Source organism: Streptomyces sp. T12 (assembly GCF_028736035.1).
In the GTDB taxonomy this organism is placed as follows: domain Bacteria; phylum Actinomycetota; class Actinomycetes; order Streptomycetales; family Streptomycetaceae; genus Streptomyces.
Genome location: NZ_CP117866.1, coordinates 7412044 through 7424996, shown reverse-complemented (window position 1 = coordinate 7424996; position 12953 = coordinate 7412044). Strand labels below are relative to the sequence as shown.

The window sequence follows — 12953 nt, the reverse complement described above, 5'->3', positions numbered from 1 at the left end:
GAGGCATCGGCCCCGTTCCTCAGGAACGGGGCCGGTCTTGTGTGTAGACATACGCGTGAGTAGTTAACAAAGTGCCGGATTGCGTACCCGAATAGGGTGGGAAGGCTCCTCCGGTACACCCCACCCGTGCGCCCCCGGGCGCGCCCACGCAGGACCCACCTCCCCACAGCCATCCGCCCACCCAAGTTGACGCGGACAGGAGCGGTCATGCCCGCCATGCACCACCAGTCGTCCTCACCCCCGACGTCCAGCACCGACGCACCCCCCGTCCCACGCGCCGTCACCGCCGACACCGGACCGCCGGCTCGGGAGCGACCCTCCGCGAGCGACACGGCCGGCGGCGTCGGGCGCATACCCGTCCTCGACGTCCGCCCGATCGTCCAGCACGGGCGCAGGCCCGCCAAAGCGGTGACCGGCGAGACCTTCGAGATCTCGGCGACCGTGTTCCGCGAGGGCCATGACGCCGTCGCCGCCAATGTCGTCCTGACCGGCCCGGACGGCCGTCCGGGCCCCTGGACGCCGATGCGTGAACTGGCCCCGGGCACCGACCGCTGGGGCGCCACCGTCACCGCCGGCGAGCCCGGCCAGTGGACTTACCGGGTCGAGGCCTGGGGCGATCCGGTCACGACCTGGCGGCACCACGCCCAGATCAAGATCCCGGCCGGCATGGACACGGACCTGGTCCTGGAGGAGGGCGCGCGGCTGTACGAGCGTGCGGCCGCCGACGTGCCGGAGCACGAGGAACGGAAGGTGATCCTCGCGGCCGTCGAGGCCCTGCGGGACGAGAGCCGCCCGGCCGCCTGGCGGTTGGCGGCCGCGTTGACTCCCGAGGTGGATGCGGTGTTGGGGCGGTATCCGTTGCGGGATCTGGTCACGGTGACGGATCCGCTGCCGCTGCTGGTGGAGCGCGAGAGGGCCCTGTACGGCTCCTGGTACGAGTTCTTCCCCCGCTCCGAAGGCACACCGCAGCAGCCCCACGGCACCTTCCGCACCGCCGCGCGCCGGCTGCCGGCGATCGCCGCGATGGGCTTCGACGTGGTCTACCTGCCGCCCATCCACCCCATCGGCACGACCTTCCGCAAAGGCCCGAACAACACCCTCTCCGCCGGCCCCGAGGACGTCGGCGTGCCCTGGGCGATCGGCTCCCCCGAGGGCGGCCACGACGCGATCCACCCCGACCTGGGCACGATCGAGGACTTCGACCACTTCGTGGCCCGGGCGGGCGAACTGGGCCTGGAGATCGCCCTCGACTTCGCCCTGCAGTGCTCCCCCGACCACCCCTGGGTGCACAAACACCCCGAGTGGTTCCACCACCGCCCCGACGGCACCATCGCCTACGCCGAGAACCCGCCGAAGAAGTACCAGGACATCTACCCCCTCGCCTTCGACGCCGACCTGGACGGCCTGATCACCGAGACCCTGCGCGTCCTGCGGCACTGGATGGCCCACGGCGTGCGGATCTTCCGCGTGGACAACCCGCACACCAAACCGGTCGTGTTCTGGCAGCAGGTCATCGCCGACATCAACCGCACCGACCCGGACGTGATCTTCCTGGCCGAGGCATTCACCCGCCCGGCGATGATGCACACCCTCGCCCAGATCGGCTTCCAGCAGTCCTACACCTACTTCACCTGGCGCAACACCAAGCAGGAACTCACCGAGTACCTCACCGAACTCTCCGGCGAGGCGGCCTCCTACATGCGGCCGAACTTCTTCGCCAACACCCCCGACATCCTGCACGAGTTCCTCCAGCAAGGCGGACGGCCCGCCTTCGAGCTGCGCGCCGTACTGGCCGCCACCCTCTCCCCCACCTGGGGCATCTACAGCGGCTACGAACTGTGCGAGAACACCCCCCTGCGCAACGGCAGCGAGGAATACCTCCACTCGGAGAAGTACCAGCTACGGCGCCGCGACTGGGAAGCCGCCGCACGCGAGGGCCACACCATCGCCCCCCTGATCACCCAGCTCAACGCCGTCCGACGGGCCAATCCTGCCCTGCGGCAGTTGCGCGACCTCCACTTCCATCACGCGGACAAGGAAGCGGTGATCGCCTATTCGAAGCGAAGCGGTTCGAACACGGTTCTGGTGGTCGCCAACCTCGACCCTCACCACACCCAGGAGGCCACGGTCTCGTTGGACATGCCGCAACTCGGCCTGGAATGGCACGAGTCGGTGCCGGTGCGCGACGAGCTCACCGGCGAGACCTATCACTGGGGCAGGGCGAATTACGTGCGTCTCGAACCGGGCACTCGTCCCGCGCACATCCTCACCGTCCTGCGACCGTCCACCCCGCAGATCGGAGGGTCACCCACAAAATGATCGTCAACGAGCCCGTTCAGGACACCTTCGAGGACACGCCTGCCAAGGATCGTGACCCGGATTGGTTCAAGCGCGCCGTCTTCTACGAGGTCCTGGTCCGTTCCTTCCAGGACAGCAACGGCGACGGCGTCGGCGACCTCAAAGGCCTTACCGCCAAACTCGACTACCTGCAATGGCTCGGCGTCGACTGCCTGTGGCTGCCGCCCTTCTTCAAATCACCGCTCAGGGACGGCGGCTACGACGTCTCCGACTACACGTCCGTGCTGCCCGAGTTCGGTGACCTCGCCGACTTCGTGGACTTCGTGGACTCCGCCCATCAACGCGGCATGCGGGTCATCATCGACTTCGTCATGAACCACACCAGCGACCAGCACCCGTGGTTCCAGGAATCGAGGAAAGACCCCGACGGCCCCTACGGCGACTACTACATGTGGGCCGACGACGACAAGCAGTACGCCGACGCCCGCATCATCTTCGTCGACACCGAAGCCTCCAACTGGACCTTCGACCCGGTCCGCAAGCAGTACTTCTTCCACCGCTTCTTCTCCCACCAGCCGGACCTCAACTACGAGAACCCGGCCGTGCAGGAGGAGATCCTCTCGGCGCTGAAGTTCTGGCTGGACCTGGGAATCGACGGATTCCGGCTGGACGCGGTGCCGTATCTGTATGCGGAGGAGGGCACGAACTGCGAGAACCTTCCCGCGACCCATGAGTTCCTCAGGCGGGTACGGAAGGAGATCGACGCCCAGTACCCGGACACGGTGCTGCTGGCGGAAGCGAACCAGTGGCCGGAGGATGTCGTCGACTATTTCGGCGACTTCCAAAGCGGCGGCGACGAGTGCCACATGGCTTTCCACTTCCCGGTGATGCCGCGGATCTTCATGGCCGTACGGCGGGAATCCCGCTACCCGGTCTCGGAAATCCTCGCCAAGACCCCGGCCATCCCCTCCGGCTGCCAGTGGGGCATCTTCCTGCGCAACCACGACGAGCTGACCCTCGAAATGGTCACCGATGAAGAGCGCGACTACATGTATGCGGAGTACGCCAAGGACCCGCGGATGCGCGCCAACATCGGCATCCGGCGCAGGCTGGCTCCGCTGCTGGACAACGACCGCAACCAGATCGAGCTGTTCACCGCCCTGCTGCTGTCCCTCCCCGGCTCGCCGATCCTCTACTACGGCGACGAGATCGGCATGGGCGACAACATCTGGCTCGGCGACCGCGACGCCGTCCGCACGCCGATGCAGTGGACCCCGGACCGCAACGCGGGTTTCTCGTCGAGCGACCCGGGGCGGCTGTTCCTGCCCACGATCATGGACCCGGTCTACGGCTACCAGGTGACGAATGTCGAGGCGTCCATGTCCTCGCCGTCCTCTCTCCTGCACTGGACCCGCCGCATGATCGAGATCCGCAAGCAGAACCCGGCCTTCGGTCTCGGCTCCTACACGGAACTCCAGTCGTCGAATCCGGCCGTGATCGCTTTCCTGCGCGAATACGAGGACGATCTCGTCCTGTGCGTGAACAACTTCTCCCGGTTCGCGCAGCCGACGGAATTGGATCTGCGGAGGTTCAACGGGCGGCATCCGGTGGAGCTGTTCGGCGGGGTGCGATTCCCGGCCATCGGTGACCTGCCGTACTTGCTGACCCTCGGAGGCCACGGCTTCTACTGGTTCCGGCTCCGCAAGGACGCCGCCTGACAGCCCGGGCGGGGCGGTTTCTCCCGCCCCGCCCGGGGCACGCATCAGTAACACCCCGACCGGCCCGGGGAAAGGACGTGACGCCATGTCGAAAGCCGTCACCCGCACCCTTACGACCCCTCCCGGCCTCCTTGCGTCGTTGGACCCGCTCCTACGGGAGTGGCTGCCACGGCAGCGCTGGTTCGCGGGCAAGGGGCGTCCGGTCACCGGGTTCTCGCTGGTGGCGGCCACCGAGCTGCTGCCGCCCGGCGGCAAGCTGGGCCTGTACCACCTGCTGGTGCGCGCCCACCAGCCACTCGCGCCCCTTTCGGGCGCCCCCGAGCAGCCCGCGGACTGCTACCAGCTGCTCATAGGGGAGCGCGAGGCGCTGCCGCCGCGGCTCGCGCCCGCGCTGATCGGACACGTGGCCGAGGGCCCGCTCGCCGGACGCACGGTGTACGACGCCCTGTACGACCCCCGCCCCACCGAGCTGCTCCTGGAGGCGCTGCGCACCGGGGCCCGGATCGGCGCGCTGCGTTTCGAGCGGGACGAAAGCCAGGAGATCCGGTCCGGCCTGGTGCCGCGCCTGGTCACCTCCGAGCAGTCGAACTCGTCGGTCGTCTACGGCGATACGTTCATCCTGAAGCTGTTGCGCCGGATCGTGCCCGGCGTCAATCCCGACCTGGAGCTGCCGCTGGCGCTGGCCCGCGAGAGCTGCGACCGGGTGCCCGCGCCGACGGCGTGGATCCGGGCGGAACTGGCCGGCGAGGGTTACGTCCTCGGCGTGCTCCAGCCGTTCGTGCAGGGCGCGGCGGACGGCTGGGAGCTGGCGCTGCGCGAACTGGCCAAGGGCGAGGACTTCGCCGCCGCGGCGCGGGCGCTCGGGCGCGCGACCGCCGAGGTGCACATGGCGCTGGCCCGCACCCTGCCGACCGTGACGCTGGGCCACGCACAGGTGCAGCAGCTGGTCGACGGCATGGTCGAGCGGCTGGACGCGGCCGCGCAGGCGGTGCCCGCGCTACGGCCGTACGCGCCCGGCCTGCGCTCCGCCTTCGAGGCGCTGGCCGACCTGGCCGCCGAGGGCTGCACCTGGACCGCCCAGCGCATCCACGGCGACCTGCACCTCGGACAGTGCCTGCGCTCGCCCGCGGGGCAGTGGTGGCTGATCGACTTCGAGGGCGAGCCGTCGAAGCCGCTGGCCGAACGGCGGATGCCACAGCCTCCGGTGCGGGACGTCGCGGGCATGCTGCGCTCCTTCGACTACGCCGCCCACTCGGCCGACCCGCCGGTACCGGGCTGGGCCGACACCTGCCGGGCCGCCTACTGCTCCGGATACGCGCAGGTCAGCGGAGCCGATCCGCGGACCGATCCGGTGCTGTTGCGCGCGTACGAGACCGACAAGGCGATCTACGAGGTCGTCTACGAGGCCCGCCACCGCCCCGACTGGCTCCCCGTACCGCTGTCCGCGATACGCCGCCTGGCCGCGGACACCGGCCCCAACCCCCCGTCTCCGTCCCCGTCCCCGTCTCCGTCCCTGTCCCCGTCCACCCCCGCATCCCCACCCTCGCCGAGGAGGCCCCGCCCGTGACCCCCCGCACCACTCCCTCCAGCGGTTCCGATCAACAGAAGACCGCGGAGAAGGCGGCCGAGCAGACGAGCGTCGCGAAGAAGGCGACAGCGAAGACGGCGAAAGCCGCCGAGAAGGCCGCGGAGGCCGTGAAGAAGGGGACGACGAAGGCCGCTGCGGCGAAGAAGCCGGCCGCGAAGAAAGCCACGTCGAAGAAGGCGGCCGCCAAGAAGACCGCCCCCAAGAAGGCAGCCGCCAAGAAAGCCGTGGCCAAGAAGGCCACCACGAAGACGACCGCCGCGAAGAGCACGGCGTCGAAGAGCACCGCCACGAAAAAGGCCTCCGCGAAGAAGATCCCCGCACAGAAGACGGCGCCCAAGAAGATCCCGGCACAGAAGGCGTCCCCGGAGAAGGCCGCTCCACCGCCGGAGGCACCCGTCTCCCCCGCCCTCGACGCCGTCGACCGCGACCGTCTCCTCAGCGGCACCCACCACGACCCGCACTCCGTGCTCGGCGCGCATCCGGTGCCCGGCGGAGTCGCCTTCCGGGCCTTTCGGCCGTACGCCCTGTCGGTCACCGTCGTCGCGGGCGACCTGCGGGCGGAGCTGCACGACGACGCCCAGGGGTTCTTCTCGGGGCTGCTGCCCCTGCGGGACGTACCGGAGGACTACCGGCTCCTCGTGGCGTACGAGGGGTCGGTCCAGGAGACCGAGGACGCGTACCGTTTCCTGCCCGCGCTGGGCGAGCTCGATCTGCATCTGATCGGTGAGGGACGGCACGAGCAGCTGTGGCGGGCGCTCGGCGCCGAGCCGATGACGCACCAGGGCGTGACCGGCACCCGGTTCACGGTCTGGGCGCCGAACGCACGGGGCGTGTCCCTGGCCGGCACCTTCAACTTCTGGGACGGCACGGGCTATCCGATGCGCTCGCTCGGCGGCACCGGCGTCTGGGAGCTGTTCGTGCCCGGCATCGGCGAGGGCGAGCTGTACAAGTTCGAGATCACCCGGCCCGACGGCTCGAAGACCCTGCGCGCCGACCCGCTGGCCCGCCGTACGGAGGCCCCGCCCCACACGTCGTCCATCGTGCACGCCTCGCAGCACGAGTGGGGTGACGCGGAGTGGCTGGCGCGGCGGGGGGAGGTCCCGACGCACGAGGCGCCGTTCTCGGTGTACGAGGTCCATCTGGCCTCCTGGCGAACGGGACTGACGTACCGTCAACTAGCCGAGCAGCTCCCCGCGTACGTCAAGGACCTCGGTTTCACCCACGTCGAGCTGATGCCGGTCGCCGAGCATCCCTTCGGCGGCTCCTGGGGCTACCAGGTCACCGGCCTCTACGCGCCCACGGCCCGCCTCGGTACGCCGGACGACTTCAAGTTCCTGGTCGACGCCCTGCACCAGGCCGGGATCGGCGTCCTGATGGACTGGGTGCCGGCGCACTTCCCGCGCGACGACTGGGCGCTGGCCGAGTTCGACGGCCGTCCGCTCTACGAGCACGAGGACCCGCTGCGCTCCGCGCACCCCGACTGGGGCACCCTGGAGTTCGACTTCGGGCGGCGCGAGGTGCGCAACTTCCTTGTCGCCAACGCCACGTACTGGTGCGAGGAGTTCCACATCGACGGCCTGCGCGTGGACGCCGTCGCCTCCATGCTCTACCTGGACTACTCGCGCGAGCCGGGCCAGTGGGTCCCGAACGAGCACGGGGGCCGGGAGAACCTGGACGCGGTGGCGTTCCTGCAGGAGATGAACGCGACCGTGTACCGGCGGGTACCGGGGGTCGTGACGATCGCGGAGGAGTCCACGGCCTGGGACGGCGTGACACGCCCGACGCACGTGGCGGGCCCGGGCGGCTTCGGGGGCCTCGGCTTCGGGCTGAAGTGGAACATGGGCTGGATGCACGACTCGCTGGAGTACATGGCCAAGGAGCCGGTGCACCGCAAGTACCACCACAACGAGATGACCTTCTCGATGGTGTACGCCTACAGCGAGAACTACGTCCTGCCCATCTCCCACGACGAGGTGGTGCACGGCAAGCGGTCCCTGGTGTCGAAGATGCCGGGCGACTGGTGGCAGCAGCGGGCCAACCACCGCGCGTACCTGGGCTACATGTGGGCCCACCCCGGCAAGCAACTGCTCTTCATGGGCCAGGAGTTCGCGCAGGGCGCGGAGTGGTCCGAGGCGCACGGCCCGGACTGGTGGCTGCTGGACCCGGCGTACGGGGCGGAGCCCGACCACCGGGGCGTGCGGGACCTGGTCCGCGACCTGAACACCGTCTACCGCCACACCCCGGCCCTCTGGCAACGGGACACCGACCCGTCCGGCTTCCAGTGGGTGGTCGGTGACGCGGCCGACGACAACGTCTTCGCGTTCCTGCGCTACGACGCCGAGGGCGCCCCGCTGCTGGCGGTGTCGAATCTGTCGCCGGTCGTCCGGCACGACTACCGCCTCGGGGTTCCGGACGACGTCCCGGCCTGGCACGAGTCGCTGAACACCGACGCGGCGAAGTACGGCGGCAGCGACGTCACCAACCCCGACCCGCTCAAGCCGGAGGCCCAGCCGTGGCACGGCCGCCCGGCCAGCATCCGGCTGACGTTGCCGCCGCTGGCGACGGTGTGGCTGCGTCCGGCTTAGTTTTCGCGGCCCTGAAGGGGCCTCGTTCGAGGACGAGGCCCCTTCAGGGCCGAAGCGGGGCCCGGGGGCCGCAGGCCCCCGGGGACCCTCAGCCCGACGCCGCCGCGCTCTCGGCCAGACCGCGCGGCAGCCGCCCCGTGTGCAGCACCCCGAGCCGCTGCGTGGCGCGCGTCAGCGCCACGTACAGGTCGCTCGTGCCGTACAGCCCCGGCTCCACCACCAGCACCGAGTCGAACTCGAGCCCCTTCGACTGACGCGGGTCGAGGAGGACGACGGTCCGCGTGAGGTCGGGCTCCGCTCCGGCAGTCACCCCGTCCAGCCGCGCCGCCAGCCTGCGGTGCAGATGGCGCGGCGCGATGACCGCGAGGCGCCCCTCGGCAGGGGTCAGCTCCACGACCGCCTTGGCGACGGCGTCCGGCAGGTCGTCGGTCGCGCGCACCCAAGGCCGTACCCCCGTCGAACGCACCGAACTCGGGGGCTCGAAGCCGGGGTTCTCGGCCCGCACCACGGCCGCCGCGAGGTCCATGATCTCGGACGGCGTGCGGTAGTTGACGCCGAGGCGGGTGTGCTCCCAGCGGTCCTCGACATAGGGCTCCAGGATGCCTGCCCAGGAACCGACGCCGGCCGCCTCGGCCGTTTGGGCCGGGTCGCCGACCAGCGTCATCGAGCGGGTGGGGCTGCGCCGCATGAGCAGCCGCCAGGCCATCGGCGACAGTTCCTGCGCCTCGTCGACGATGATGTGCCCGAACGCCCAGGTCCGGTCGGCCGCCGCCCGCTCGGCGGCGCTGCGGTGGTCGTCCTCCTCGTGGCGTTCGGCGAAGCGCTCGGCGTCGATGATGTCGTGCGCGGAGAGCACCTCGCTGTCGTCGTCCTCCTTGTCCTCGAACTCGTACGTCCGGGAGGCGTACGACACGTCCAGAACGCCCTGCGCGTACGCGACCTGCGTCTCCCGCTCACGCTCGGCCCGCGCCCGCGCCACCCGGTCGTCCTCGCCGAGCAGTTCGGCGGCCTCGTCCAGCAGCGGTACGTCCGCCACGGTCCACGCCCGCGTCACGGTCCGGCGGATCGCGGCCGCGTCCTCGTCGGGGAGGTAGCCCACGGGGTCGGCGAGGAAGTCCGCGACCAGGCGCTGCGGGGTCAGCCGCGGCCACAACTGGTCGATGGCCGCCCACACTTCGGGGTTCTCGGCGATCTCGTCCCGGATCTGGGTGATGTCGGCGGGATCCAGCAGACTGGAGCCGTCGTACGGGTCGGTGCCGACCCGCTCGGCGTACAGCTCGGTCAGCGTGTTGAGGATGTGGCCCTCGAAGTGCTCACGGGCCGCGTTGTGCTGGAGCTTCGCGGCCCGGGTGCGCTCGCGGGCCATCCGCACCAGGTCGTCGTCGAGCATCAGGACCTCGCGGTCGTGCTCGATCGCGATCACCGGGTCGGGCAGCGCCTGCCAGTCGCGTACGACCTCGGCGAGTACGTCCGCCATGTCGGCGCGGCCCTTCACCGCGGCCGCCTCGCGGGTGTCGGCCGCCGTCGCCCGTACGCCGGGGAACAGTTCGCCGACGGTGGACAGCAGCACGCCCGTCTCGCCGAGCGCGGGCAGGACCTCGCCGATGTAGCCGAGGAAGGCGGGGTTGGGGCCGACGATCAGGACGGCGCGCCTGGCGAGCAGTTCCCGGTGTTCGTAGAGGAGATAGGCGGCGCGGTGCAGGGCGACCGCCGTCTTGCCGGTGCCCGGGCCGCCCTCCACCACCAGCACCCCGCGGTGCGGCGCCCGGATGATCTCGTCCTGCTCGGCCTGGATGGTCTGCACGATGTCGCTCATCCGGCCGGTGCGCGCGGAGTCGAGCGCGGCGAGCAGCACGGCGTCGCCGGTCGGGTCCTCGTGGCCGGTCCGCTCCTGGTCCCCCAGGTCGAGGATCTCGTCGTGCAGGGCGGTGACCGTGCGGCCGCTGGTCGTGATGTGCCGCCTGCGCCTGATGCCCATCGGGGTGTGACCGGTGGCCAGGTAGAAGGGGCGGGCGACGTCGGCCCGCCAGTCGATCAGGATCGGGGTGCGCTCGGCGTCGTCGGTGCGCAGGCCGATGCGGCCGATGTGGTGGCTGACGCCCGAGGCGAGGTCGATCCGGCCGAAGCACAGCGAGCCGTCCACCGCGTTCAGCGCGGCGAGCAGCCCCGAGCGCTCGGCGACGAGGATGTCCCGCTCCAGTCGGGCCTGCATGGGCGTGTTGCCCTGGGCGAGCGCGTCCCCGACGGAGGTCTCGGTGTCGCCGCGCAGCGCGTCCACGCGCGTGTACAGGGAATCGATGAATTCCTGCTCGCGTCGCATTTCACCGTCTTGCAATGCGGTGTTTGACAATTCTGCTCCCGCCCGGATATAGTGTGCTCACTGGACTTCACCGCGACTTCGTCGGGCCCAATCCGAATCGAAGTCGCGAACCATTGAATATACGCAAAGAAAACCCCCGGGCGCAATTGCCCGGGGGTTTTCTTCGTACTCGAAGTGACCGAAGCGGGTCACAGCACGTCGGCGAGCTCCTCCAGGAGCCTGCGCTTGGGCCGTGCCCCCACCATCGACTTCACGGGCTCACCGCCCCGGAACACCATCAGCGTCGGCGTCGACAGCACGCCGTACGCGATCGTGGTGCCCGGATTGTGGTCCACGTCCAGCTGGACGATCCTCAGCCGGTCGCCCTCCTCGCCGGCGATGGCGCTCAGGACCGGCGCGAGCTGGCGGCACGGGCCGCACCACTCGGCCGTGAACTGCACCAGCACCGGCAGTTCGGAGCCGATCACCTCCGCTTCGAAGTCCTCGTCCGTCACCTCTGCCACGCCCGCCGCCTTGATCACAGCTCCTGCCCTCCCAGTTCGCACAACGGTGGTTCCCCCTCGGCGAGCGCGAGCCGCAGGCCGATCTTGGCGCGCACGGCCTGCAACTCCCCGATCAGCGCGTCGAGTTCGTCCAGCTTGCGCCGGTAGACCGCGAGCGAGGCGGGGCACGTGTCGCCTTCCGGGTGCCCGGCCCGCAGACACTCCACGAACGGCCGCGTCTCCTCCAGGTCGAACCCGAAGTCCTGGAGCGTGCGGATCTGCCGGAGCAGTTTCAGGTCGCTCTCGTCGTACGTCCGGTAGCCGTTGCCGCTGCGCCGCGCGGGCAGCAGCCCTCGCGACTCGTAGTAGCGCAACGTGCGCGTCGTGGTCCCGGCCCGTGCGGCCAGCTCGCCGATTCGCATGCCTACGAACGTAATCCTTGACGCCGACGTCAGGGCAACCGCGGCAGGAGCGGCTTTCTGCGCAGCGGGGAGGACAGCACGATCGACGTCGTCGTACGGCCCAGCGCCGAGGTCTGTTCGAGGACGTCCTCCAGGTGGACGGTGTCCTCGACGGCGACCTTGAGGATCCAGCAGTCCTCGCCGACCACGTGGTGGACCTCGATGATCTCCGGGCGGTCGAGCAGCTCCAGGGTGCGGGGGTGCTTGAGGGTGTAGCCGCCGTGCGGGTTGACCCGGATGAATGCCTGGATGCCGTAGCCGAGCCGGGCGGGGGCGACATGGGCGCCGTATCCCGTGATCGCGCCCGCCGCCTCCAGCCGCCGTACCCGCTCGGTGACGGCTGCCGGGCTGAGTCGCACGCGGCGGCCGAGCTCGCTGAGCCTGATCCGGCCGTCGGTCTGGAGCAGTTCGAGGATCTGCCGGTCCACGGCGTCGAAGGCCACCGATATTTCGTCGGCGGCCGGGCGCAGATGCCGTGGTTCTTTCGGCACGGAGGCCTGATCTCCCATGTGTTCCCCTTCAGGACGCGGTGCGGGGCCAGGAGAATTATGGTCATGCGCAAGGCACGAGAAGTACTGGTCATCGGCGGCAACCGCTATTTCGGCAAGCGGCTGATCGCGCGACTGCTGCTCGCCGGGGACCGGGTGACGGTACTCAATCGCGGATCGTCGGCGCCGCCGCCGGGCGCGGTCCAGCTCGTCGCCGACCGCGGCGACGAGAAGTCACTGACGGCGGCGCTGGGTTCACGGACGTTCGACGCCGTCGTCGACCAGGTCTGCTACACACCGCGCCAGGCCCAGATCGCCCGCCGGGTCTTCACCGGCCGCACCCGTCGTTACGTGCTGACGTCGACGGTGGAGGTGTACGAGTACGAGGACTCGACCGCCCCCGTGCGCGAGACGGCCGTGGATCCGCTGGGCGTGGCCGTCGACCTCGAACTCCCCTGGGACGACCCGGAGTTCCTCGACGTCCAGTACGGCGAGGGAAAGCGGCAGGCGGAGGCCGTCTTCGCCGCCGGCCCGGAGTTCCCGTACACGGCGGTGCGTGTCGCCCATGTGCTGGGCGGGGACGACGACTTCACGGGCCGCATGACGCACTACGCGAGCCGCATCCGCGCCGGTGCGCCGATCACCGTGCCGGTGGTGAACCACCCCGCGACGTACATCCACGTCGAGGAGATCGCCGACTTCCTGTTCTGGGCGGTGGGCCAGGACTTCACGGGGCCGGTCAACGCCGCCTCGCACGGCCTGCTGACCACCGAGGACCTGTGCGACGCGATCAGCGCGCACCTCCCGGACGGCAAGGCCGTCTTCCGGCACGTCGAGGTCGGCGAGGTGGGCGAGGTCTCCCCGCTGTCCTTCAGCCGCTCCTACGGCATGGACAACTCCCGTGCCACCCGGCTGGGTTTCCGCTTCACGCCCGCCCGGCAGTGGCTCCCGAAGGCCGTCGCCGAGACCCTCGGGAAGGCCGGCTGACGTGCGGTATCGCGCGTCAGCCGGCA

9 protein-coding genes are annotated in these 12953 nt (G+C 70.1%); 5 read left to right on the top strand and 4 right to left on the bottom strand.

What is annotated here, in order from left to right; translation table 11 throughout:
* Positions 1-207: 207 nt before the first annotated feature.
* The 4 genes from PBV52_RS33565 to glgB all read left to right on the top strand — a co-directional run bounded on the left by PBV52_RS33565 (position 208) and on the right by glgB (position 8189).
* Positions 208-2319, top strand: coding sequence for an alpha-1,4-glucan--maltose-1-phosphate maltosyltransferase (locus tag PBV52_RS33565; protein WP_274243484.1), 2112 nt, complete (start codon positions 208-210; stop codon positions 2317-2319).
* Positions 2316-4016 carry a maltose alpha-D-glucosyltransferase gene (treS, locus tag PBV52_RS33560; protein ID WP_274243483.1) on the top strand — a complete coding sequence of 567 codons (1701 nt, stop codon included), beginning with the start codon at positions 2316-2318 and terminating at the stop codon, positions 4014-4016. The genes PBV52_RS33565 and treS overlap by 4 nt, the downstream gene beginning before the upstream one ends.
* An 85-nt stretch (positions 4017-4101) precedes the next feature.
* Positions 4102-5583, top strand: coding sequence for a maltokinase (locus PBV52_RS33555; RefSeq protein ID WP_274243482.1), 1482 nt, complete (start codon positions 4102-4104; stop codon positions 5581-5583).
* A complete protein-coding gene (glgB, locus tag PBV52_RS33550; protein ID WP_274243481.1) occupies positions 5580-8189 on the top strand; it encodes a 1,4-alpha-glucan branching enzyme in 2610 nt (869 codons plus the stop codon). The genes PBV52_RS33555 and glgB overlap by 4 nt, the downstream gene beginning before the upstream one ends.
* An 88-nt stretch (positions 8190-8277) precedes the next feature.
* On the opposite strand, the gene PBV52_RS33545 is transcribed toward glgB, so the two are convergent.
* The 4 genes from PBV52_RS33545 to PBV52_RS33530 all read right to left on the bottom strand — a co-directional run bounded on the left by PBV52_RS33545 (position 8278) and on the right by PBV52_RS33530 (position 11961).
* Positions 8278-10509, bottom strand: coding sequence for a UvrD-helicase domain-containing protein (locus PBV52_RS33545; protein ID WP_274243480.1), 2232 nt, complete (start codon positions 10507-10509; stop codon positions 8278-8280).
* A gap of 188 nt (positions 10510-10697) precedes the next feature.
* The gene (locus PBV52_RS33540; RefSeq protein WP_274243479.1) at positions 10698-11030 is read right to left on the bottom strand and encodes a co-chaperone YbbN; all 333 of its coding nucleotides are present in this window, start codon (positions 11028-11030) and stop codon (positions 10698-10700) included.
* On the bottom strand, positions 11027-11413 hold the full coding sequence (locus tag PBV52_RS33535) for a MerR family transcriptional regulator (protein ID WP_128434756.1): 387 nt from the start codon (positions 11411-11413) through the stop codon (positions 11027-11029). Before PBV52_RS33535 ends, PBV52_RS33540 begins: the two co-directional genes overlap by 4 nt.
* Positions 11414-11442: 29 nt before the next feature.
* Positions 11443-11961, bottom strand: a complete 519-nt coding sequence (locus tag PBV52_RS33530) for an Lrp/AsnC family transcriptional regulator (RefSeq protein WP_274243478.1) — start codon at positions 11959-11961, stop codon at positions 11443-11445.
* A 45-nt stretch (positions 11962-12006) separates the two neighbouring features.
* Between PBV52_RS33530 and PBV52_RS33525 the strand changes: the two genes are divergently transcribed.
* Positions 12007-12927, top strand: coding sequence for an NAD-dependent epimerase/dehydratase family protein (locus PBV52_RS33525; protein ID WP_274243477.1), 921 nt, complete (start codon positions 12007-12009; stop codon positions 12925-12927).
* The last annotated feature ends 26 nt before the right edge of the window (positions 12928-12953 follow it).